At 70.3% G+C, this 22487-nt stretch carries 23 protein-coding genes; 11 read left to right on the plus strand and 12 right to left on the minus strand.

Features of this window, described 5'->3' with window-relative positions; translation table 11 throughout:
• Window positions 1-4 precede the first annotated feature (4 nt).
• The 3 genes from ACLBXX_RS12115 to ACLBXX_RS12125 all read left to right on the plus strand — a co-directional run bounded on the left by ACLBXX_RS12115 (window position 5) and on the right by ACLBXX_RS12125 (window position 2443).
• Window positions 5-562: a cysteine hydrolase family protein gene (locus ACLBXX_RS12115; RefSeq protein ID WP_447658217.1), complete on the plus strand. Its 558-nt coding sequence runs from the start codon at window positions 5-7 to the stop codon at window positions 560-562.
• A 112-nt stretch (window positions 563-674) separates the two neighbouring features.
• Window positions 675-2105: an NAD(P)/FAD-dependent oxidoreductase gene (locus ACLBXX_RS12120; RefSeq protein ID WP_447658218.1), complete on the plus strand. Its 1431-nt coding sequence runs from the start codon at window positions 675-677 to the stop codon at window positions 2103-2105.
• Complete coding sequence (locus ACLBXX_RS12125; RefSeq protein WP_447658219.1) at window positions 2102-2443, plus strand: cupin domain-containing protein; 342 nt, start codon at window positions 2102-2104, stop codon at window positions 2441-2443. Before ACLBXX_RS12120 ends, ACLBXX_RS12125 begins: the two co-directional genes overlap by 4 nt.
• Before the next feature lie 8 nt (window positions 2444-2451).
• Here the strand turns inward: ACLBXX_RS12125 and ACLBXX_RS12130 are convergent, their stop codons facing one another.
• A complete protein-coding gene (locus ACLBXX_RS12130; protein ID WP_447658220.1) occupies window positions 2452-2802 on the minus strand; it encodes a DUF2695 domain-containing protein in 351 nt (116 codons plus the stop codon).
• Between the two features lie 67 nt (window positions 2803-2869).
• On the opposite strand from ACLBXX_RS12130, the gene ACLBXX_RS12135 reads away from it, so the two are divergent.
• Together ACLBXX_RS12135 and ACLBXX_RS12140 are read left to right on the plus strand one after the other, a co-directional pair.
• Window positions 2870-3094 (plus strand): FitA-like ribbon-helix-helix domain-containing protein, encoded by a 225-nt coding sequence (locus ACLBXX_RS12135; RefSeq protein WP_447658221.1) that lies wholly within the window; start codon window positions 2870-2872, stop codon window positions 3092-3094.
• The gene (locus tag ACLBXX_RS12140; RefSeq protein WP_447658222.1) at window positions 3091-3504 is read left to right on the plus strand and encodes a PIN domain-containing protein; all 414 of its coding nucleotides are present in this window, start codon (window positions 3091-3093) and stop codon (window positions 3502-3504) included. Before ACLBXX_RS12135 ends, ACLBXX_RS12140 begins: the two co-directional genes overlap by 4 nt.
• Window positions 3505-3509: 5 nt before the next feature.
• On the opposite strand, the gene ACLBXX_RS12145 is transcribed toward ACLBXX_RS12140, so the two are convergent.
• Window positions 3510-5093 (minus strand): PucR family transcriptional regulator, encoded by a 1584-nt coding sequence (locus ACLBXX_RS12145; RefSeq protein WP_447658223.1) that lies wholly within the window; start codon window positions 5091-5093, stop codon window positions 3510-3512.
• Between the two features lie 168 nt (window positions 5094-5261).
• Here ACLBXX_RS12145 and ACLBXX_RS12150 point away from each other — a divergent pair, with 168 nt between their 5' ends.
• The 4 genes from ACLBXX_RS12150 (at window position 5262) to ACLBXX_RS12165 (ending at window position 9442) form a co-directional block, all read left to right on the plus strand.
• Entirely contained in the window at window positions 5262-6815 is a 1554-nt protein-coding gene (locus ACLBXX_RS12150; RefSeq protein ID WP_447658224.1) for a CoA-acylating methylmalonate-semialdehyde dehydrogenase, read from the plus strand.
• Window positions 6816-6896: 81 nt separating this feature from the next.
• Entirely contained in the window at window positions 6897-8279 is a 1383-nt protein-coding gene (locus ACLBXX_RS12155) for an aminotransferase class III-fold pyridoxal phosphate-dependent enzyme (RefSeq protein WP_447658225.1), read from the plus strand.
• Between the two features lie 146 nt (window positions 8280-8425).
• Window positions 8426-8833, plus strand: coding sequence for a transferase (locus tag ACLBXX_RS12160; protein ID WP_056372272.1), 408 nt, complete (start codon window positions 8426-8428; stop codon window positions 8831-8833).
• A 42-nt stretch (window positions 8834-8875) separates the two neighbouring features.
• Window positions 8876-9442 (plus strand): thermonuclease family protein, encoded by a 567-nt coding sequence (locus ACLBXX_RS12165; protein WP_447658226.1) that lies wholly within the window; start codon window positions 8876-8878, stop codon window positions 9440-9442.
• Between the two features lie 21 nt (window positions 9443-9463).
• Here the strand turns inward: ACLBXX_RS12165 and ACLBXX_RS12170 are convergent, their stop codons facing one another.
• On the minus strand, window positions 9464-9862 hold the full coding sequence (locus ACLBXX_RS12170; RefSeq protein WP_447658227.1) for a DUF1304 domain-containing protein: 399 nt from the start codon (window positions 9860-9862) through the stop codon (window positions 9464-9466).
• 35 nt (window positions 9863-9897) lie between these two features.
• Between ACLBXX_RS12170 and ACLBXX_RS12175 the strand changes: the two genes are divergently transcribed.
• Window positions 9898-10656, plus strand: a complete 759-nt coding sequence (locus ACLBXX_RS12175) for a LysR substrate-binding domain-containing protein (protein WP_447658228.1) — start codon at window positions 9898-9900, stop codon at window positions 10654-10656.
• Window positions 10657-10866: 210 nt separating this feature from the next.
• Here the strand turns inward: ACLBXX_RS12175 and ACLBXX_RS12180 are convergent, their stop codons facing one another.
• The 4 genes from ACLBXX_RS12180 to ACLBXX_RS12195 all read right to left on the minus strand — a co-directional run bounded on the left by ACLBXX_RS12180 (window position 10867) and on the right by ACLBXX_RS12195 (window position 16543).
• A complete protein-coding gene (locus tag ACLBXX_RS12180; RefSeq protein WP_447658229.1) occupies window positions 10867-13356 on the minus strand; it encodes a CHAT domain-containing protein in 2490 nt (829 codons plus the stop codon).
• 73 nt (window positions 13357-13429) lie between these two features.
• Window positions 13430-15394, minus strand: coding sequence for a S8 family peptidase (locus ACLBXX_RS12185; RefSeq protein WP_447658230.1), 1965 nt, complete (start codon window positions 15392-15394; stop codon window positions 13430-13432).
• 74 nt (window positions 15395-15468) lie between these two features.
• A complete protein-coding gene (locus tag ACLBXX_RS12190) occupies window positions 15469-15936 on the minus strand; it encodes a hypothetical protein (RefSeq protein ID WP_056372401.1) in 468 nt (155 codons plus the stop codon).
• Window positions 15926-16543: an RNA polymerase sigma factor gene (locus ACLBXX_RS12195; RefSeq protein ID WP_045301345.1), complete on the minus strand. Its 618-nt coding sequence runs from the start codon at window positions 16541-16543 to the stop codon at window positions 15926-15928. Before ACLBXX_RS12195 ends, ACLBXX_RS12190 begins: the two co-directional genes overlap by 11 nt.
• Before the next feature lie 124 nt (window positions 16544-16667).
• Here ACLBXX_RS12195 and ACLBXX_RS12200 point away from each other — a divergent pair, with 124 nt between their 5' ends.
• Window positions 16668-17411, plus strand: a complete 744-nt coding sequence (locus ACLBXX_RS12200; protein WP_447658231.1) for a glutamine amidotransferase-related protein — start codon at window positions 16668-16670, stop codon at window positions 17409-17411.
• Here the strand turns inward: ACLBXX_RS12200 and ACLBXX_RS12205 are convergent, their stop codons facing one another.
• The 5 genes from ACLBXX_RS12205 to ACLBXX_RS12225 all read right to left on the minus strand — a co-directional run bounded on the left by ACLBXX_RS12205 (window position 17412) and on the right by ACLBXX_RS12225 (window position 22459).
• Entirely contained in the window at window positions 17412-18212 is an 801-nt protein-coding gene (locus ACLBXX_RS12205) for a tryptophan-rich sensory protein (RefSeq protein ID WP_447658232.1), read from the minus strand.
• 76 nt (window positions 18213-18288) lie between these two features.
• Window positions 18289-18774 carry a glutaminase gene (locus tag ACLBXX_RS12210; RefSeq protein WP_447658233.1) on the minus strand — a complete coding sequence of 162 codons (486 nt, stop codon included), beginning with the start codon at window positions 18772-18774 and terminating at the stop codon, window positions 18289-18291.
• Window positions 18771-19964 carry a cation:proton antiporter gene (locus tag ACLBXX_RS12215; protein ID WP_447658269.1) on the minus strand — a complete coding sequence of 398 codons (1194 nt, stop codon included), beginning with the start codon at window positions 19962-19964 and terminating at the stop codon, window positions 18771-18773. Before ACLBXX_RS12215 ends, ACLBXX_RS12210 begins: the two co-directional genes overlap by 4 nt.
• Before the next feature lie 31 nt (window positions 19965-19995).
• Window positions 19996-21195, minus strand: coding sequence for a lipase family protein (locus tag ACLBXX_RS12220; protein ID WP_447658234.1), 1200 nt, complete (start codon window positions 21193-21195; stop codon window positions 19996-19998).
• A 115-nt stretch (window positions 21196-21310) separates the two neighbouring features.
• A complete protein-coding gene (locus tag ACLBXX_RS12225) occupies window positions 21311-22459 on the minus strand; it encodes a hypothetical protein (protein ID WP_447658235.1) in 1149 nt (382 codons plus the stop codon).
• Window positions 22460-22487: the final 28 nt, after the last annotated feature.

Consider the following 22487-nt stretch of genomic DNA (forward strand, 5'->3'; position numbering starts at 1 on the left):
TCCGGTGACCCGACTCCTGCTCCTCATCGACATCCAGCGCGACTACTTCCCCGGCGGGCGGCACCCGCTCGTCGACCCGGACTCCGCCGCCGATGCCGCTGCGCGACTCCTCGCCGGATTCCGCACGTCGGGCGAGCGGGTCGTGCACGTCCAGCACGTGTGGGACGCCCCGGACGCCGCGTTCTTCGCCCCCGGAACCCCCGGGGTGGAGTTCGATCCACGGGTCGCACCCGACGGCGAGGAGCACGTCATCGTCAAGCACGAGCCGAACGCGTTCCTCGGCACGGGGCTCGAGTCGCTGCTGCGCGCAGCGGACGCCGACGAGATCGTCGTCGCGGGCATGATGTCCAGCATGTGCGTGGACGCCACCGTGCGTGCGGCGTCCGACCTCGGCTTCACCATCGCCGTCGCGCAGGACGCGTGCGCGGCACCCGACCTCGCCTACGACGGCCGTACGGTGCCGGGCGCCCAGGTGCACCTCGCCTTCATGGCGGCGCTCGACGGCACGTATGCCCGGGTCGCCGACGTCGATGCGCTCGTGGGAGAGCTCGTCGCCGGCTGAGTCCGCGACAACCTGTCCGACCCGCCGGACAACTTCCGACACGCACGCCCTGCATCGACCCGGCCGACGGGTGAGGATGGGAGCACCACACACCGCATCGGAGTTGATAACCGTGGGCACGACCGTCTTCGAACGACAGCGGCCGGCAGCATCCGTCGTCCAGCATTCCCTCGCCGACACGAAGCACTCGGTGTTCTGGCGCGACGACCTTCCCGACAGCCTCCTTCCCGACCGGCCCGCGCTCGTCGGCACGCACCGCGCCGACCTCGTCGTCGTGGGTGGCGGATACACCGGCCTGTGGACGGCGCTCCTCGCCACCGAGCGCGACCCCGACACGAAGGTCGTGGTCGTCGAGGCGCAGCGCGTCGGCTGGGCCGCGTCGGGCCGCAACGGCGGCTTCTGCGAGGCCAGCCTCACCCACGGCCACGAGAACGGCATGGCCCGCTGGCCGAAGGAGATGCCCACGCTCGACCGGCTCGGCCAGGAGAACCTCGATGCGATCGAGGCCTCCGAGGCCCGCTTCGGCATGGACTTCCAGTTCGAGCGCACCGGGCAGCTCGCTCCCGCGATCGAGCCGCACCAGGTGGAGTGGCTGAAGGAGTGGGCCGCCGAGGACGAGGAAGGCGTGGTCTATCTCGACCGGGCCGAGGCCCAGGCATCCGTCCACTCCCCCACGTACCTCGCTGCGGTGTGGGAGAAGAACGCGTGCGGCATGGTCCATCCCGCACGCATGGCCGCCGAGCTCGCTCGCGTCTGCGAAGAACGCGGCGTCGTGATCTTCGAGCGCTCCCACGTCACCGGCCTCGACACGAGCGGACCGGGCGTGGTCGTGACGACCGCCGACGGCCGGGTCGAGGCATCCCGTGCCGCGCTCGGCACCAACGTGTTCCCGTCGCTCATCAAGCGCAACCGGCTCATGACGGTTCCCGTGTACGACTACGTGCTCATGACGGAGCCGCTCACCGACATCCAGCTCGCATCGATCGGCTGGCAGGACCGCCAGGGCATCGGCGACATGGCGAACCAGTTCCACTACTACCGGATCACCCAGGACAACCGGATCCTCTTCGGCGGATACGACGCGATCTACCGGTACGGCCGCAAGGTGGATCCCGAGTACGAGAACCGGCCGGAGACCTGGGCCAAGCTCGCGAGCCACTTCTTCACCACCTTCCCGCAGCTCGAGGGGCTGCGCTTCACGCACCAGTGGGCCGGTGCGATCGACACCTCGACCCAGTTCACGGCGTTCTTCGGCACCGCCCGCGACCGCCGCGTCGCGTACGCCGCCGGATTCACCGGGCTCGGCGTCGGGTCGACCCGCTTCGCCGGCGAGGTCATGCTCGACCTGCTCGACGGCGTCGAGAACGAGCGCACTCAGCTCGAGATGGTGCGCAAGCGCCCGCTCCCCTTCCCTCCCGAGCCTGCGGCGTCGATGGGCATCAACGCGACCCGCTGGTCGCTGGACCGCGCCGACCACAACAAGGGCAAGCGCAACCTGCTGCTCAAGACGCTCGACGCGCTCGGTCTGGGGTTCGACTCGTGAACCCCGCGATTGTGACGGATGCCGCGTCCCTTGAGCTCGACCTCGAGCCGCTGCCCGCCGACCAGGTCGTGCAGGGCTCCCCGACCACCGGGTTCGCCGAACTCGGCGGGTTCGGGGGGATCGAGCTCGGCGTGTGGGAGCACACGCCGGGCGCGTCGACCGACGTCGAGGCCGACGAGGTCTTCGTCGTGCTGTCCGGCTCGGCCACCGTGTCATTCGACGACCCGGCCCTCGAGCCGATCGAGCTCCGGACGGGGTCGGTCGCGCGCCTGACGGCAGGCATGCGCACGGTGTGGACGGTGCGCGAGACGCTGCGGAAGGTCTACATCGCGGGCTGACTCCGGGCTCACCACCGATCCCCGCGTCTGCGACGCAGCCAGAGGTCGCACGGCTTCGTGGACCCGCGCCTCGCGCCGTGGCAGGGCTTCACCTCGTCGGTCTTCGACCAGTAGACGTTCATCAGCACCTCGCAGTCGCAGAAGCCGCCGCCGCTCTCGAGACGACCCTCGAGGGCGACGGCACGCGGCGCCAGCGCATTGCGGTAGGTGCGCGCAAGGCGCAGCGAGCCGTCGCAGGGCGCGTCGCGCAGGACGCGGTCGAGATAGCACGCCAGGCATTCACCACCCCGCGGAGAGATGATCGCGGCGGCGAGCTCACGAACGAACGATTCGGCTTGGAGGTCGATGGCTGTTTCCATGGCGAGAGCATGACGCCGGGCTCCGACATCGAAGTGCTAGCATTGCCAGCAGTCGGAAGGAGCAGCCGTGGGTGCCATCACCGTCCGCAACCTCGACGACGATGTCCAGCAGCGTCTCAAGGAGCGAGCAGCCGCGCACGGCCGCTCGATGGAGGCGGAAGCGCGAGCGATCCTGACAAGCGCGGTGTCGCCCAGCATCATGATCGTCGATTGGGTCGACGCGGCGAGCAGTCTCGCCATCGACCTCGAACCGCCCGCGCGCAGCCTCCCCCGCGAGCTCGATGTGTCGTGATCATCCTCGACACGAATGTGCTGTCCGAACCGCTGCGCTCGACGCCTGACACCGCCGTCGTCGCCTGGATGACGTCGCAGACAGACGCCGCGATCACCGCGATCACCGTCGCTGAGCTCCTCATCGGTGCCCGGCGGCTTCCGGAGGGTGCGCGCCGCGAGCGGTTGATCGCGGCCATCGACTCGATCCTCTCGGGGAGTCGTGTGCTGCCATTCGACGAGCGGGCCGCGCGGAGGTACGCGCGCCTGCAGGAGGCTCGCCGGATCGCCGGACGCCCCTTGTCTGTGGAGGACGGGATGATCGCCGCGATTGCGGCCGCGCACGGTGCGACGCTTGCGACGCGCAACACGAAGGACTTCGAGGATCTCGGCATCGACCTCGTCGACCCCTGGGAGCCCGCGGACGCGTAGGCGCGTCAGCGTCCTGCCGACCTCCGCACGAGCAGCGCCAGATGCAACGCGGTCTGGGTTTCGCCTTCGTCGAGATCGGCGCCGAGGAGCTCCTCGATGAGCGCGATGCGCTGGTAGAACACCGACCGGGACAAATGGGATGCCCCTGCCGCCGCGGTGCGATTGCCCGGGTGGGCGAGCATCGCCTCGAGGACGTCGAGCAGGTCGCCCGACCGCGAGAGGTCGTAGGCGATGAGCGGCGCCAGCATGCGTTCGCCATGCTCGAGCACGCGATGGTCATCACGCAGGGCGGTGACCAACTGCACGAGCGGACGATTCTCGGCGCGCCGCAGGTGCGGGCCGCGCCCCGAGCGCCGCCTCCGGCCGCCCGCGAGGTCGACCGCCTCGTGCACCGAGGCGAGCGCAGCATCGATGCCCTCAGCACTACGCCCGACCGATACGGTGACGCGCTCGACGTCACCGGCATCGACGAGGGCACGCACGAATGCGACCACGGCGGCATCGTCGAACACGGCCTCCGGCGGCAGCGACACCAGCATCGTGGTCGCCGGCGCCACGACGCCCGCCGGCGCCGACCCCGCCAGCGCGCGCCCTCGCAGGGCGCGGGCGGCAGCATCCGCCCGCTCCACCGCCACCGGCGCGCCCGACACCACCAGCCCGTGGAGCTTTGCACCGCGCAGCGGCAGGCCGGCCGCCTCGAGGCGCGCGGCGGCGCCGCCGACCCCGGCGAAGCGTCCGGCGAGCAGCCCGTCGACGAGGCGGCGCCGGCCGATCCGCGCCCATTCGTCGGCGTCGCCGTCCGCGAGACGGCCGACCGCGAGGGCGATCGCGCCCTGCTCGAGCACGGCGGTGCGTCCGGCCGCGTGCTCCGGTCCCGGCAGCGCGATGAGATTTCCCCAACGGATGCCTCGTGCCTCGACCGGGACGATCAGCCAGTCGTCCGCTCCGGCAGGGATGCCGCGCTCCCGGCGCTGCTCGGAGCGCCGGTGCGCGGAGCGCGATCGCAGCTCCCACTCGGTGAAGAGCTCCTCCTCCATCGCCAGCGGCACCTCTGCCGCGACGACCTCGTAGCCGAGGTTCTCGAGCACGATGGGCGCGCCGAGCGTCTGCGCGAGCTGGTGGACGATGAAGTCCGCAGGCGATCCGCGCAGCACGAGCGCCGTGAACCGCTCGCGCACCTCGTCACGGGCACGCAGCGCGTCGGTCTGGCCCGTGATGATGCGGCTGTGGACGGCCTCGGTGACGGTGACGAACTTCAGCTCCCGGTGGAGCACGACCAGCGCGAGGCCGCGCTCGCGGGCGGCTTCGACGACCACCGCGGGGACGTACCGATAGTGGGTGCCCAGCTCGAGCACGAGGCCGGAGAGCCCCGCGTCGGCGAGCTCGTCGACGAACCGGCGCAGGTCCCCCGGCTCCACCGGCCACGACGAACCGGTCGACAGCAGCATCTCGCCGCCGTCCAGCAGGCGAGCGACGCCGGCGCTGTCGGAGACATGCAGCCAGCGCACGCGCGCATCGAGCGCATCATCGCCGACGAGCACTTCGGGAACGCCCTGCGCGACCGCTTCGAGCGCGATCACTTCGCGCACGGTCGGGAGGATCTCATCTGCGGATCGATCTGCCGGACGATCCGTGTGGATCGTCCGATCTTCGCGACGGTCGGGCACCGTGGCCGCCTCTTCTTCTCTGACAGGCTGGGACCCGTCAAGCCTAGGGGATCACCACACGATCTGTCCGACACCGAGAAGGAGCCACCCATGAGCATTGCCGAGAGCGCCGTCGCGCCCGCGACCACGGACGCCGACGTCCGGGTGATTTCGCATTGGATCGATGGTGCGGAGCGTGCGTCGTCGTCAGGGCGTACGGCGCCGGTGTACAACCCGGCGACCGGTCAGGTGTCGGCCCGGGTCGCGTTGGCCGATCAGGCGGAGATCGACGCGGCGATCGCGTCGGCGGTGGCCGGGTTCCAGGTGTGGAAGGGGTACTCGATCGCGCGGCGGCAGAGTGTGCTGTTCGCGTTCCGGGAGCTGTTGAACGCGCGGAAGCGGGAGCTGGCGGAGATCATCACGGCGGAGCACGGCAAGGTGGTCTCCGACGCGATGGGCGAGATCCTCCGCGGCCAGGAGGTCGTGGAGCTCGCGACCGGGTTCCCGCACCTGATCAAGGGCGCGTTCAGTGAGAACGCGTCGACCGGGATCGACGTGTACTCGCTCAAGCAGCCGCTCGGGGTGGTCGGGATCATCTCGCCGTTCAACTTCCCGGCGATGGTGCCGATGTGGTTCTTCCCGATCGCGATCGCCGCCGGCAACGCCGTCGTGCTGAAGCCGTCCGAGAAGGACCCGTCCGCGGCACTGTGGCTCGCGCAGCTCTGGAAGGAGGCGGGACTGCCGGATGGGGTGTTCACGGTGCTGCAGGGTGACAAGCTCGCTGTCGACGGCCTGCTCACCTCCCCGGAGGTCGCGTCGATCTCGTTCGTCGGGTCCACCCCGATCGCGCAGTACATCTACGAGACCGCCTCGAAGCACGGCAAGCGGGTGCAGGCGCTCGGTGGTGCGAAGAACCACATGCTGGTGCTCCCCGACGCGGACCTGGACCTGGTCGCCGACCAGGCCGTGAACGCCGGGTACGGTGCCGCCGGGGAACGCTGCATGGCCATCAGCGTGGTCCTCGCCGTCGAACCGGTCGCCGACGACCTCATCGCGAAGATCCAAGACCGCATCGGCAAGCTGCGCATCGGCAACGGGGCCGGTGTGGACGGGGTCGAGCCCGATATGGGTCCGCTGATCACCGACGTCCACCGCGACAAGGTCTCCTCCTACGTCGACATCGCCGAAGCCGACGGGGCCAAGATCGTGGTCGACGGCCGCGGCTACACGGTGGACGGGCATGAGGACGGGTTCTTCTTCGGCCCCACCCTCATCGATGACATCCCCACCACCAGCCGGGCGTATCAGGAGGAGATCTTCGGACCGGTGCTCTCCGTCGTCCGCGTCTCCTCGTACGACGAGGGCCTCGACCTCATCAACAGTGGCCAGTTCGGCAACGGCACCGCGATCTTCACCAACGACGGCGGCGCCGCCCGCCGGTTCCAGAACGAGGTCGAAGTCGGCATGATCGGCATCAACGTGCCCATCCCGGTCCCCGTCGCCTACCACTCCTTCGGCGGCTGGAAGCAGTCCCTGTTCGGCGACGCCAAGGCGTACGGCGTCCACGGCTTCGACTTCTTCACCCGAGAGAAGGCCATCACCTCCCGCTGGCTCGACCCCGCCACCCACGGCGGCATCAACCTCGGCTTCCCCCAGAACAACTGACGCGACTCGCAATCAGCGTCGCCCGGATTGCCGACGCGTTTCGTCTCGCTCGTTCCTCGCTCGCTCAACGACCGGAGCAAAATGACTGACACACTCATCCCCGCCCCCGCCATCTACACCGATCCCGAGGCCGACGCCCGCGTTCGCGCGGACGACCGCGGCCACGTGTTCCACTCGTGGAGCGCGCAGGCGCTCATCGATCCGCTCCCCATCGCCGCGGGTGAGGGGTCGACCTTCTGGGACTACAACGGCAACGCCTACCTCGACTTCAGCTCCCAGCTGGTGAACCTCAACCTCGGGCATCAGCATCCGGATCTCGTCCGGGCGATCCAGGATCAGGCGGGTCGTCTCGCGACGATCCAGCCGTCCATGGCGAACGACGTGCGCGGCGAGCTCGCCCGCCGCATCGCCGGGGTCGCAGGCGACGGCTTCGAGAAGGTGTTCTTCACGAACGGCGGCGCCGACGCGAACGAGAACGCCGTGCGCATGGCTCGCCTCGTGACCGGTCGCCGCAAGGTGCTGTCGATGTACCGCAGCTACCACGGCAACACCACCACGGCGATCTCGCTGACCGGCGACCCCCGCCGCTGGCCGAATGAGCCCGCCGACGGCTCGACCGCGAAGTTCTTCGGCCCGTACCCGTACCGCTCGTCGTTCCACTCGTCGAGCGCCGAGGAAGAAACGCAGCGCGCACTCGAGCACCTCGAGCAGACGATCGTGCTCGAGGGCGCCACGACGATCGCCGCGATCATCATCGAGACGATCGTGGGCACGAACGGCGTGCTGGTGCCTCCCCCCGGCTACCTCGCCGGCGTGCGCGAGCTGTGCGACCGCTACGGCATCGTCTACATCGCCGACGAGGTCATGGTCGGGTTCGGTCGCGTGGGCGAGTGGTTCGCGTTCCAGGCGTTCGACGTGCGCCCCGACCTCATCACGTTCGCGAAGGGCGTGAACTCGGGCTACGTGCCGCTCGGCGGCGTCGTCATCTCCGACCGGATCGCCTCGCACTTCGACACCGTCTCCTTCCCCGGCGGGCTCACGTACTCGGGCCACCCCCTGGCGTGCGCGGCGGGCGTCGCCACGTTCGAGGTGTTCGAACGCGACGGCATCCTCGAGCGCGTGCGCGACCTCGGGTCGCGCGTCGTCGAGCCGCGTCTGCGCGACCTCGCTTCGCGGCATCCATCCGTCGGGGATGTGCGGGGAATGGGCCTCTTCTGGGCGATCGAGCTCGTCAAAGACCGCGAGACCCGCGAGCAGCTCGTCCCCTTCAACGCGAGCGGGACGGATGCTGCACCCATCGCCGCGGTCGCCGCGGCGTGCAAGCGGGAAGGCGTGTGGCCCTTCACGCACTTCAACCGCGTGCACGTGGCGCCTCCGCTGGTGATCACCGAGGACGAACTGGTGCGTGGCCTCGACGTCATCGACCGGGCGCTCTCGACCGCCGACGAGTACGTCACGCGCTGATCAGCATCCCTTTCCGGCCCCGCGTCCACTCCGGACGCGGGGCCGCTCCACGCCGGGCTCCGAATCGTTCCGATGCGCGGGAATGAATCACCCCTCCCCATCGTTATTTCTGTACTCAGCACCATGTGCTGCTCCAGGAGGGGACCGTGGGAAAGAACTACATCGACATCGAGAACGACCAGGGCGAGATGCTGCGCTACCGCAAGCACGTCAACGGTCGGGGCCTGATCGCGCACGGAGCGAAGGTGCACCCCAGCGCCATCGTCGAAGCGGGGGCGTATGTCGAACCGGGCGTGCAGATCGCCGCAGGCGCGCACGTCGGCCGGGGCGTATGGGTCGAGACGGATGCCGTCATCGGGCCTGACGCCGAGATCGCACCGCACGCCCACATCGGGCCGCGCGCGGCCATCGGCCCGCGCGCGAAGATCGGCGTGCGCACCCAGGTCGGGCACGACGCCCGTGTCGCCGGAGGCTCGCTCATCGGCGACGACGAGACGATCGCCGACGGCGAGCGCGTCGCCACCGACAAGCGCGGACTGCGCCTGGCTGCCTGATCATCGCGGTGGCGCGTCGGCGCCACCCCATAGGCTCGCGTCGTGCTCAGACGCGTCCTCATCGGAATCCTGCTGCTCGTCATCGCGGGCACCGCCTACTGGTGGTTCATCGGGCGCGACGCGGGCGCCGAGGTCGCGCAGCCGGCGGCGGGCATGTCCGCCACGATGCCGGCGATCCCGGCGGACGCCTTCGAGATGACCGTCGAGAGCGTCCACGACGGCGACACGCTGCGCGCCCGCGTCTCAACTCCGAACGACGTCGTCGGCGATCTCGAATCCACGCGCGTCCGCCTGCTGGGCATCGACACCCCCGAGATCTCGCCTGAACTCGACTGCTGGGGTGCGGAGGCGACGGCGAAGCTGACGTCACTCGTCCCGGTGGGATCGACGATCTGGGTCGCCGCCGACGTCGAGGTGCACGACCAGTACGGCAGAACACTGCTCTACGTCTGGACGCCCGACGGCCGGTTCGTGAACGGCGAGCTCGTCGCGCAGGGCGATGCGCGGGTCGAGGTCTATTCGCCGAACCGCAGCCAGGAGACCCTGCTGCGCTCACTCGAATCCGCGGCCGTCGCCGAGGCTTCCGGGCAGTGGGGCGCGTGCGGCTGAGCCGTCACGCGGGTGGGGCGGTCAAGCGAAGAGGAAGAGCACGAACCCGATGAGCGGCAGCGTGCCCTGGATGAGAGCCGCCCGCAGGTACCGCAGGCCGGTCGTGAGCAGCACCAGCGCTGCGGCCACCATCGAGCCCAGGGCGAACAGCACGAGCGCCAGCCCCGCCGCGTGCACGGGCGCGGTGTCGCTTCCCGCGAAGAGCAGCACGAGCCCGATCACGACGCCGATGGCGAGGAACAGGTTGTAGAAGCCCTGGTTGTACGCCATCGGCTTCGTCGTGTCGGCAGCCGCCTGGTCGGCCACGCCGAACCGTTTCCAGATCTTGGGCTGCGTCCACTGGACGCTCTCCATCACGAAGATGTAGACGTGCAGCAGCGCGGCGAGCGCCGCGAAGACCGTTGCCAGAATCGCCACCATGAGCGAACCATATCGCCCCGACTACGCTGAACAGCATGGCGAAGGGCGGGTCGCGCACAGGCGGACGAGGACGCGGCGCATCGGGGAAGCGTCCGGGCGCGGCATCCGGATCGTCCTCGAAGGCGAAGCCCGCCAAGTCGCGGCGGCCGCAGCCGTCGCCCGGGCCGTCGCCGACGCCTCCCGTCGAGCCCACCATGCCCGCGACCTTCACACTCGGTGCGATCCCGGGCGCGACGCCCGGCAAGTGGATCGACACCTGGAAAGAACGGATGCCGCAGACCACCCTCGAGCTCGTGCCCCTGATCGTCGCCGATCAGCGTCGCGTGCTCCTCGACGGCGAAGTCGACGCGGCGCTCGTGCGGCTGCCGCTCGACAAGGACGGCCTTCACGTCATCCCGCTGTACGACGAGCTTCCGGTCGTCGTGTGCGCGAAGGACTCGCACCTGACCGCTGCCGAGGACGAGCTCGACCCGGCGGACCTCGTGGGCGAGGTGCTCATCGTGCCGCAGGACGACGTGCTCGCCGTCCAGCTCCCCGGCACCGTCGCGCCGCGGTTCGCCCCACCTGCCGACACCGGCGAGGCGATCGCCACCGTCGCGGCGGGTGTCGGGATCGTGGTGGTGCCGATGTCGGTCGCACGACTGCACCGTCGCAAGGACGTCGAATACCGTCCGCTGAGCGGGGGCCCGATCTCGACGGTGGCACTCGCGTGGGCAGCTGAGCGGACCACTCCCGCGGTCGAGGCCTTCGTCGGCATCGTGCGCGGGCGCACGGCCAACTCATCGCGTGGCTGAGCGCGGCTGAGCCGAAGCATGGATTGAGGGGTGCCGCCCCAGTCCCATGCAGCACCCCTCGAGGATCGGCGGCGAAGACCCACAGCCGATTCTGCGTTCCCCAAGAAGGTCTTCTGTCAGCGCCCCCGACCCCCCGTCGGCCGAGCGCAAGCCGTTCCGATGACCAGGAGCATGCAGCATCCGTCCTGATACACGGAACGCGAAGAATCTTCAGAAGCCGGCGCCGTGCACCTGGAACGGGGCGACGATGCCGGTGCGGACGGATGCCGCGGCCAGCGCTTCCGAAGGGGCGACGCCCGCGGCGAGGCCCTCGTGCATGGCCGCGAGGAGTTCGCAGGCCGCGTCGTCGGCGACGATGACCGGCGCGGCGATGACGTTGCGAACACCCGCGTGCAGCCACACCCTCGTCATGCCCAACGCTTCTTCACCCCACCTCACCGAGGAACGACCGACCTCGCACGCCGACAACACGACGGTGTCGGGAACGACCGGGATGAGGTCGATGTCGTACCCGAACAGGGTGCCGTCGGCGAGTTCGAGGCCTGAGAACATCGGATTGTCCAGCGCGTGCCTGCCGTGCGCGGCGACGTGCAGCACGTCGACCTCGGAGGCCAGAGCGGTGACCTCCGTGACTGTCGCTTCGGCGCCGGTTCTCACCTGGGCTCGGCTCCACGCCGTCGAGGCCGCGGACACCTCCTCCTCGCCGCGGGCGACGCGGGGGCCAGCCGCGAAGCCGGCGGACCTCGGCGCGCGAGCGGCGCTCGAGCGCTGTGCGATCCAGGAGGTGACTGACGTCGCCACCGACAAGGGCCGGCCGCCGATCGCGGGGAGCATCATCCACGGGACACCGGAGAGGACCCCCGCGGCCGTGACGAGGATCCGTTCCGCGCCCGAGAGCGCACGAACGGGAGCGCAGAGGATGCGCGACAGGGTCGCGAGCCGCTCGTCGAGCCCTCGGCGGACGACCGCCGCCATCGGCCCGGTCGTCACCGTCGCCGCCATGTCGAGATCGGCCCGCAGGCCCCGCAGCGCGAGCCTCACGGCATTCCAGTCCAGCGCGATGAGTTCCCTGCTCCCGCGTGTGATGGCGAGTGCAGCGAGCTCGACTCCGTCGAACACGTAGGACACGAGCGCATCGCCGTCACCCAGCTCGGCGACGGCGTCGTCGAGCGTCGCGCGGACTCTGAGCTCACCGGCGGCCGTGTGCGACCACTGCCGCTGACGCGCGCGGTCGCTGAGGAGAGCGGCCCGCGGTGTGGCCAGCCATTCACCGTCCGGCGCCGCAGTGCGCAGCACCCGCAGCTCGGCGAGATCAGCCGCCAGTTCGGGGTCTGGCGGCGGGCGCAGCGGAGGGAAGGATCCCATCACCGAGCGTGCGCGCTCAGACCATTCGAAGACGGCGGCATGGTTGCCTGACCTGAGGGCCGAGGCGAGCCCGGTCGTGATCAGTCCTGCACCTTTCATCGCCGCGGAGACCTGTATATCGAGGCTCCCCACCGCATGGCGCGTGCGATCCAACAGATCGAGCCCGGCGGCAGCGTGGCGACGGGTGTCGGCCTCGCGGCCCTCGGTGGCGGCGTGTGCAGCGCGCAGTTCATGCGCGAGGAGTCCGACTTCCAGCGGAGTACGGCGCCCGACACGCGTGACCGGCTGAGCGTCGCCTCGGCCGCTCCTGACGCGCGCCAACGCGTCAGTGAGCCGGAGCGCCTCCGCCTCAGAGGTGAACCCGTGGGCCTTGAGGCCAGCCGTGACATCCAACACTCTCGTGCGCGCGGGCAGCCGCTGCCCCGCCCTCACCGGACCCCCGGCGCGGTCGACCCGCCCGACGGTGAGCCTGGCACGCAGACCGATCGCCTCCGCACGCACAGCCCAGCCCGAGCTGCCGATCGTGGCGAAACGCCGAGCCGATGCTGCGGCAACCTGTGCCGCGCGCACCGGATCGTGGCTGAGCAACGATCGAGCGAGGTTGTAGTCCGCGGTGGCACGGTCGCGCGGAGCACGATGGCGACCGAACGCTTCCGACACCGCCGCGAGGCTCCGCTCGGCCTCTGTCACCAAGCCCGCTTCGCGGAGCACTTCCGCGCGGTCGAGCTCGTTCACGGCCGCCCACATCGCTGACTCCCCGTCCAGCGGTTCACGGACGGACTGCATCGTCTGCAGTGCTGCCACGAGATCCCCGCCGAGCATGAGCGCATAACCGCGGTTGTGCACGGCGAGGTTCGCCTCGGTGTCCATGCCCGCTGCCCGATAGGCGCCCTCCGCAAGGTGGAGGTCAGATACCGCCGCGTCGAGACGGCCTCGCTGCATGTCGACGAGACTGCGGTTCATCCGCATGTTGGCCTGACGCACCGGCTGATCGCTGAGCCCGCGGATGCTCTTGTCCAGCCACGCTGCCGCATCATCGAGCAGCCCGCGTTCCAGCGCGAGCGACCCGAGCTGACCGTGCAACTGGGCGATCGCGGCCTCCGACAGACCGTCCCGTCCGAGCGCATCCAGGCACAGCTGCTCGCCACCATCCACATCGCCGAGGCGAGCCAGCACATAGGCCGTCGTGCCCGCGATACGCGCACCGAGCTCGATGTCGCCCTCGGCTTCGGCGCGGGCGGCACCGGCGGCGAGCACGCGCCGAGCGTCTACGAAGCTCCCTCGGGTCGCGAGATGCCACCCCCGCTGGTAGAGCTGTTCACCGGTCGCCGCCACACAGCCATGATGGACCCACCCGGCAGACGAGTGCGACCGGCGGGCCCGGCCGGTCGAACTCCTCTCTCCGCGTCTAGGGTGCTGTCTGAACCGGCAGCGGTGTCGACTTGTCCCGCGCCTTCACCCATTCGAGCGCCTTTGTGACGGGGTCTTGCCCGGGAGCCGCGGTCTTGGCCGCACCGGGATCCATCAGGGACGGAGCGAGAGCCCGTGCGATCCGACCCGAGACGTATGGTGCAGCGAACGAAGTCCCACTCCAGATCGCGTAGCCACCGGAGAAATCGTCCGGGTCAAGGCTCTGCCGTCGACGGTTGTCGCGGTCGGCGCGGGTGCCGGCCTGCACGCCACCCTCGAACTGCGGGAACGCGCTCACGACAGAGGTGCCGGGAGCGAAGGTCGTCACCCAATCGCCGATGTTGCTGTACAGCGCGACAGATGTCGCCTGAGGATTCAGCGCCCCGACGGCGATGTGCCGGGCAAGCCCCTGCGGCTCCTCGAGTTTCAGCTCGGGATCACCGGCCTTGGACAGAGCGGCGGGAAACGCCGGTCGTTCCGTCGCATCGTTTCCGGCGGAGCACACGACGACGCAGCCCCGTCCGCGCAGCGCCACGAGCGCCTTGTGGAGTCGGAGGCTGAAGCGTCCATCCTCGGGAGTCTCGTGGTAGTACCCGAGCGAGAGGTTGACGACGTCGACAACGTTCTTCTTGTCCGAGTCCATCCAGAGCGCGAGGTCTTCGAGCGCATCGATGAGCTCGCTCTCGAGCACCGCGCCGTTGCTGTCGGCGACACGGATCGAGATGAGATCCGCCTCCGGGCAGACCTGACGGATGATGCCGCAGACGAAAGTGCCGTGCCCGGCAGCGGCGTCGAGGAACCCGTCGAGAGGTCCGGACTGGTCGCCGTGGGTCTCCGGATCAGTGAGCGGATCCTCGACACCGATCACGTCCCCAGTTCGGCTCGGCCAGGGGAGCCTACGCCGGACGATCACGGGGTCGACGGTGTCGATCGCATCCTCGGGCTCGTCGTCGAGGTCGTCGAAGCGCTCCAGCGTCGACGGCGCGGCCGCGGCCGGGTGCCCCGGCGTGGTCTCGGCCGGGAGCCACGGGTGGACGCCGCACCCGGTATCCACGACGGCGACGACCGGCCGGCGACCACCTTCGGCGACGACACGAGTTCGGCGTGGCGCTGTCCCCAGGAACGACACGAGCTCGAGGCCGCCCGTCCCTGGATAGGCGTATCCCGCGGTTCCGCTGGGGTTGGTCATTCCGTGCGGGTTCGTCATGCCGTGGGGGTTCGTCATGCCGTGCGGATTCGTCATGCCGTGGGGGTTCGTCATGCCGTGCGGATTGACGCCCACTGGATCGATCGTGAGCACGTGATCCAGCCCGACGTTGCGCAGTGCATCGATGTCGACGGACGGCACCTCCACCAGCGGCTGCTCAGGGGCCCGCGATCGGGACTCCGCCCGAATGGGTTCCGCAGCCCGCGCCGCTGTCTTGGCAACGTCGCGACGCACCTCGCGGCGGATCTCCTGACGGCGTTCCTCGCTCACCTCGCCGGTGGCGTCTTGTTCAGCGAGGCCGCGCGCTGCGGACTCAGGGCGCTGCGACGACCCCGCCTGTCCGTAAGCGGCCCGCTGCTCAGCGGCCAGCCGTCGCTGGTATTCGGCTTCCTCGAGGGCCACTCGACGCGCGTGTTGCAGCAGCCGCCATGCGTCGACGGCGGGAACCGGTTCGTCGTCCCGTTTGTCGCTCGGAAGCTGGATGATGCGCGCCCTCGTGAGTGCGGGCTTGTCCTCCGCAGACGGCCGGATCTCATCGAGGTCCACCTCCCACCCGAGCTCCTGGCCCGCAGCGAGCAGCGCACCCTTCGCGTCGGAGGTCTCTCCTGAGATCACGAGATGGCCTGGCGCGTACGCCGAGGGGAACGCCTCCACTCCGGGCACAACGTCCCGACTGGGATCGAGCGGAACGCCGAGCGGTGCGCCCGCCTTCACCCGCTTACGCCACGATCCGCCGGCAGTCTCATCTTCGGCCATGACTTCTCCTCACACACATGGGAGCCGCGGCCCCCAGGCCGCGGCATCCGTTTCTTCGTATCTCGAACTGGTTGTCAGACTTCGAACTGCGGGGTCTGGAAGTCGCGCAGCGCGCCGTCGGCGTCGCGCACCACCAGGCGAAGCCGCGCCATCCCGGGCGTGACCTCGTCGAAGGCGAAGCGTCCGTGCTCGCCCGGTTCGGCCGACCACTCGCGGTCGCCCTGGATGAGACGGATGGCGAGGGCTGTGGCATCCACCCATCCGTCCACGCGCCGGTCGCCGCCCTCGGTGGCTGTCACGTGCAGCAGCACACTGGTCGTGCCGTCGCTGAACTGGAGCGTCGCCGTGTCGGTCTCTCCGCGCACGGCCGCGAACGTCCCCTCGACGAGTGTCAGGAGGGCGTACTCCCGCGACAGATCCTCGACGGCGACCGCGGCGACCATCTGGTCCACCAGGTCGGCCGGCACGGGGTCGACGTCCTCCCACATGCGCCGCATCCGTGCGAAGAGCGCGGCGTCGGCCGCAAAGTCTTCAGTTTCCATCGTCGTCACCTCTCCATCCGTCTCCCTCGAGTACGGCGCGTAGCTTCGCGAGGCAGCGCTGGCGGGTCGGTCCGATCGATCCGATGGGCATCGCGAGGTCTTCGGCGATGCGGGCATAGTCGGGGCGGTCCTCGAACGCGACGATCCGCAGCAGGCGCTGGCATCGTTCGTTGAGCGTTCCGACCGCTGTCCAGAGGCGACGGGTCTCGTCGTCCTGCGCGGCGGTCTGCTCGGCGGATTCGTGGACCGGAAGGTGCGGTTCGAGCGACTCGGCCTCTGTCGCATCGGCACGCCGATGCTGTTTGCCGACCCGCCACGCCTCACGGCGCGCGCACATCGTGAGCCACCCCGACACCGCGAGCGGGTCGTTGATGGTCTCGTGACGGCGTACGAGCGTCAGCCAGGTCGTCTGCACGACGTCCTGCGCCAACGAATGATCGAGCCCGTACGCCCTCACGACGTGCCATAGCGGCGGCGTCATCAGGCGGACGAGTTCGTCCATCGCACGGCTGTCGCCTTCACGCCACCGCACGAAGAGTGCGGCGGCGCGCTCCCATCGCGCCGGCTCCACGGAGTCGACGGATGGTTCGGCGCCAGCCTGCGTCATAGCGCCCATTCTGTCCACACCATGCCCGAGCGCGGTAGTGGCGATTTGATACACGGATACCTGGCGAATACCGACCATTTCGGCCCTCTCGCAGCGTCGGGGAGCGGAGACCTAGACTTCCTGCATGACGACCGCGCCGCTGCTCTATGTCTGCGTGCGCCCGCAGCTGGGTGCGGCGGCCGCCGAATACGAGTCCTTCCGCAGCGCGATGCACCTCGACGAGAGCCGCCTCGCCCACCACGACCTGGTGCGCGATCCGCTTCCCGACGACGCCTTCGAGCGCTACTCCGGCTTCCTCGTCGGCGGCAGTCCGTTCAACGTCACCGACCCTGAGTCGACCAAGACCGACGCACAGCGGCGCCTCGAGGCGGGTCTCGCGCGCATCGCCGAACGCACCGCGGCCGGCGACGGTCCGGCGGCGCTGTTCACCTGCTACGGCATCGGCATCGCGACCCGCACGCTCGGCGGCACGGTGAGCCGTGCCTTCCCCGAGGACACCGGCCCCGTGGCGGTGGCGCTCACGAAGCAGGCGTCGGCCGACCCGCTGTTCGGCGCCCTCGCGAATCGCTTCACGGCGCTCACCGCCCACAAGGAGGGGACCGAGAGCCTGCCGCAGGGCGCGGTCCTCCTGGCGAGGAACGACGGATGCCCCGTCCAGGCGTACCGCGTGGGCGACCGGCTCTACGCGACCCAGTTCCACCCCGAGCCGACCACGAAGGCGTTCACAGAGCGCATGGCGGTGTACCGCGACGACGGCTACTTCGATTCCGCGGACTACGACGCGATCGCCGGACGCGTGCTCGCGGCATCCGTCACGGAGCCCACGCGTCTGCTGCGGGCGTTCGCCGACCGCTTCGCGCCCGCGTGATCACACCTCGGCGTTGCGGACGGCGGTCAGCTCGCGCGCCGCGGTGCCGATGAGCGCCGTGCCGAGGATCAGCGCGGCGACGACGATCGCCGTCACCCCGATCGCGGTGCTGTGCGGCTCGCCCTCGAGCCGGCCGACCGCGAGCCAGATCAGCCCCCACGCGAGCGCGAGCGCCGGCCCGAGGCGCCAGCGGCTCGCGACCTCGATTCCGAGTCCGATGACGGCGACGGCGATGAGGACGACCACGCCCCACAGGTCCGCCGAGGCCTCCCACTCGGGCGATCCGATCGAGGTCAGCCAGGCCGCGACGTTCGCGACGGTGGCGAGCGTCACCCAGCCGAGGTGGAGGCCCGTGACCCCGTCGACCAGCAGCCGATCGGCCCAGCCGTCGGCGGGCTCGATCACGGTGCGGCTGAACGTGACGCCCAGGAGCGCGAGCAGCACGATGATCGCGAGCACCGTCAGCGCGAGCGAGCCGAACTGCGCCGTCACGAGCCACAGCCCGTTGAGCGCCATCGTGCCGGCGATGAGGTACCCGAGCGCCCGCTGCCGCTCGCTGGCGCGCTGTCTCGGCAGCGCCTGCCACACCGTGTAGGCGAACAGGCCGACGTAGATCGCAGTCCAGATCGAGAACGCCGGTCGCGCCGGCGCGAGGTACGAGCCGTCCTGGTCGAGCGCGCCGTCCTGCAGCGCCTGCACCGGCGTGCCGCCGAACAGGCCGGTTCCGACCATGGCGGCCACGATCATGAAGCAGAACGCGCTGATGACGATGATCTGCCGGGCGAGGTCCTTGGCGGTCATGCTCACACGGTAGGGCGCGCGTCACCCCGCCACGAGGGCTCTTGACATCCCGTCCCACGGCGGATATCGAGCGCTCTCATGCGCCGCCCGGCGGATCGAGCAGCAGGGCGACCCGCTCCGAGAGATACGTCTCGAGCGGCATGAGCCCTCCGGCGGTGCTCCACCGCACGCCGGGCACGCCGTCGGAGGAGAAGAGCGGGGCGGATGCCTCGCCCCTGTCGACCGCGCCGGGCTGCAGCATCCGCCATCCGATGTGCACGGTCTCGCCCTCCGCGAAACCGCCGCGACGTGCGGCGGCGGCGAGCTCGGCGCGCTGCCGCTGGGACTCGGCGGTGTAGCCGCGCCGGGCCTCGTGGCGCGCGCGGAGGATGTCGCCGGTCGCGAAGACCGCATCGTCGGTGAGGAGCAGCACTCCCAGGTGCCAAGCCTCCCCGCGCCGTTCGATGCGGGGAGCGCGTGCCACCCCTAGGAAACGCTTGGGCACGATCAGTTCGCCGAGCGCCTCCCTGGGCGCATCGGCGAGCCGCGAGCGCGCGGCGTCGAGCAGGTCGAGGGCGGTCACGCCATGTCGTCCAGGAGTGAGGGGCTGGCCTTCAGCCTCTCGCCGCGCAGCGCCATGCCCACCAGCGGGAAGAGCAGCACCGACAGCATGCCGCCCGCGACGAGCACGGTCTGCTGCGTCGTGTCGAGGATCTTCTCGTCGACGCCGATCTGGGTCACGGCGACGATGATCGGAAGCCCCGTCGCCCCGAGCAGGGCGACGGACAGCCGCTCACGGCGTGTGGATCCTGCCGGCGCCGCGAGCGTCGACGGCAGACCGCGGACCACGAACAGCGCGACGAGCACCAGCGGCACCAGCCAGAAGAGGGCCGGGTCGTCGAGCAGCCCCTGCAGGTCGAATGTGATGCCGGTGTACACGAAGAAGATGGGCACGAGGAACCCGAACGCGACGCCCTCGATCTTGCTCTCGACGGCGTGGCGGTCGTGCTCGGAAGCGTCGCGCATCAGCAGGCGCCAGATGATGCCGGCGGTGAAGGCGCCGAGCAGCATGTCGAGGTCGAGGATGACGCTCAGCGCGACGAGCGCGGCGAGGATCACGAACACGACGCGGATCGCGAACTGCCCCGACGTGTGCAGCGTGGAGTTGACGAACGAGTGCATGGCGCCGCGGGGCACGCGGAAGGCGAGCCAGAGAGCGAGGCCGGCGAACACGGCGAAGAGTGCGAGCACGATCGTCGACAGACCCGGCTCGCGTCCGCCGAGGAAGATCGAGATCGCGATGAGGGGCCCGAACTCGCCGACGGCGCCGATCGCCGCGACCGCCTTGCCGAACGGGGTGGGGAGCTCGCCGGCATCCCGCAGGATCGGCAGGAGGGTGCCGAGCGCCGTCGAGCACAGCGCCACGCCGATCACGATGGCGGCCTCGCCGGGGGCGAGCAGCCATCCCGCCGCGACGCCGGCTGCGAGGCTGATGAGCCAGCCGAGCGACGCGCGCACGCCGAGCCGCCCGCGGAACGACCCGAACTCGATCTCGGTGCCGGCGACGAAGAACAGCATCGCCAGGCCGAAGTTCGCGAGTGTGTCGACGAAGGCGTTGGGCCCCGTCCATCCCAGCACCGCCGGGCCGATCAGGATGCCGAGCAACAGCTCGAACACCACCACCGGAACCCGCACCCAATGGCCGATCCCGCGCGCGAGCAGGGGCGCGAGCACGGCCATCAGCGGGATCAGCAGGAGCGTCGAGGGTGTCATACCGTCCACGCGAACAGACTAGCCAGCTAGGTCACCCCGCCGAGACCCCGTCGAGCCAGCGGAGCATCGCCGGCAGTGCCAGATAGGCCACCGTCCCATGGGTCGCGAACGGGATCTCGTGGTACGTCACGTCCATGCCGAGGTCCACCTCGTGCTGCGCGAACTCCGTCGTGTCCGACGGCACGACGAGCTCGTCCGCGAGCCCCTGGGCCAGGAACAGCGGAGCGTCGAACGCGGTCGCCCCCGCCGAGTTCGCTTCCAGCAGGCTCGCCCACGGTTCGGTCTTCGTGGGATCGCTCGTGGTGAAGTCGCCCACGAGCGGCTGGCCGATCTCGTGGAGCTTCGGGATGTTGGTGAGCAGGCACAGCTGGTTCATGCGCGGCACGATCTCCTGCGCGGCCGGCGTGAGGATGGCGTCGAGGGATGCTTCGGGGTAGACGTCCGCGTAGGCCGTGAAGGCGTAGGACCCGATCGTGACCCCCGAGATGTCGTCGAGGTGTGCGCTCATGAGGCCCGGCAGGTCTGCCGCCGGCGCCGCGGCGGCGACGGCCTGGATGTCGAGCTCGGGCGCGTAGTCGGCCGCCTGCTGAGCGGCGAAGAGCACCGCCTGACCACCCTGCGAGTGGCCCCACAGCACGACCCGCTCGCTCGCGCGGGCGTCCGGGACGGCACGGGCGGCCCGCACGGCGTCGAGCACGGCGTTGCCGCCGGTGACGCCGACGAGGTACGAGTCGACACCGGCCGTGCCCATGCCGACGTAGTCGGTCGCGACGACCGCGTACCCGCGGTCGAGCAGGAACCTCAGCCCCTCGATGCCGACGAACGGGTCGAAGCCGTACGACGGCGCGCAGTCCCGGGCCGCCCCGGTCGTGGGATGCCCCCACGACACGACGGTGCGCCCCGACGACGGCGCCGGCGTCAGGGGCGCGACGAGCACGCCGGTTGCGACCGCCGCATCGCCGTGCACGTCGGTGGTGCGATACATGATCCGCCACGCCCGCGCGGCGAGCGGAGCGCCGAGGAGCGCATCGACCTTCACGAGCGAGCCCGGGTCGCCGTCGGCGGCGTCGTCGGGCTGGGCGTAGAACGCGTCGATTCCGGGGCGCTCGAGCGCGTCACCGACGAGCCGGACCTCCTCGGCCGCGACGACTCCGCCCACGACGGCGAGCGTCGCCGCCACGAAGGCGAAGACGAATCGCTGCCGGCGCGCGCGGCGCGTCGAGATCCCCATTGCTGCGACCGTATCGCGTCCCGCGTCGAGCGCGCGGCGCTCCGAATCGCAGAAGGGCGGATTTCCGCGCGGTGCAGCGCGCTCGAACCCACCCTTTCGCGGTTCCTCGGCCCGGTCAGGCCAGCGCGGCCTCGCGATCAGGCGCGGGGTCGAGTTGACGCGCCGGAGGCGTCAGTTCGGCCCGGGTGCGCTGGTGGCCGATGAGCGCGAGGACCACGCCGCCGACCAGCCACGCGCCCAGGATCGTCCACTGCGCCCAGGTGGAGGCATCCGGGAAGTACATCACCGATCGCAGCAGATTCGCCGACGCACCCGGCACGAAGAACTGGCCGATCGCACCCCAGGGCTCCGGCAGGAATTGCGGCGGCAGGGCGGCACCGGCGATCGGGTTGGCGATGAACATGGTGATGACGGCACCGACCGCGATGCCGGGAGGGCCCATCAGCGCCGCGAGCCCGATGATGAGCGCCGACGTCGCGCTCACGCCGAGGCCGAGCACGGCGGCGTTGAGCAGCCAGTCACCGGTGAGGATGCCGAACCACGTCTGCATCACGAGGGCGATCAGCGCGCCGGCGGCGATGCCGAAGACGACGAGCCCGACCAGTCGGCGCACCACGCCCTGCACGAGGAGCGTCAGCAGGATGCCGCCGAGCATGCCGCCCAGCACCATCGGGAACACGGATGCCGCGAGCCCCGCGCCCGTGCTGTCGCCGTCGGCGAGCGGCACGATGTCGCTGACCGTGACGGTCGGGATCTCAGGCGCACCGCCGGCCGCCCCCTCGGGGAGCTGGGGCATCTGCCCGGACTTCAGCGCGCCGACGATCGCAGTGAGCTGATCGGTGAGCGCGGTCTTGGCGGCGGTGTCGATCTGCGACTGCAGCTGGGTCGCGACGGCGCGCAGGGCCTGTGCGGCGGCCGGGCTCGCCGCCGTCGCGATGAGCACCTCGGGCTCGTCGCCGAGGAGGATCGCGCCGTAGAGCTCCCGCGATTCGATCTGCGACACGGCGTCGTCGCGCGAGTCGACCTCGTGGAGATCGAACGGCGCGGGGTCCTGCTCGGCGAGCTTGTCTTCGACGGCGGTGACGGCGGCTTCGGGGCCGGAGATGCCGACCGGCAGGTTCTGCGGCTGCGACGTGGCGGCGGGCCACACGAACGCCATCACGATGACGGCGACGATCAGCGAGCCGATGATGCCGAACCCCGCCGCGACGATCCAGCGGGTGGGACGCACGGGTGCGTCCGGGTTTTCGCGATGGAGTGACATCGCGGCCTCCTTAAAGAGAATGTCTGTT

Source organism: Microbacterium sp. C23T, from assembly GCF_053345975.1.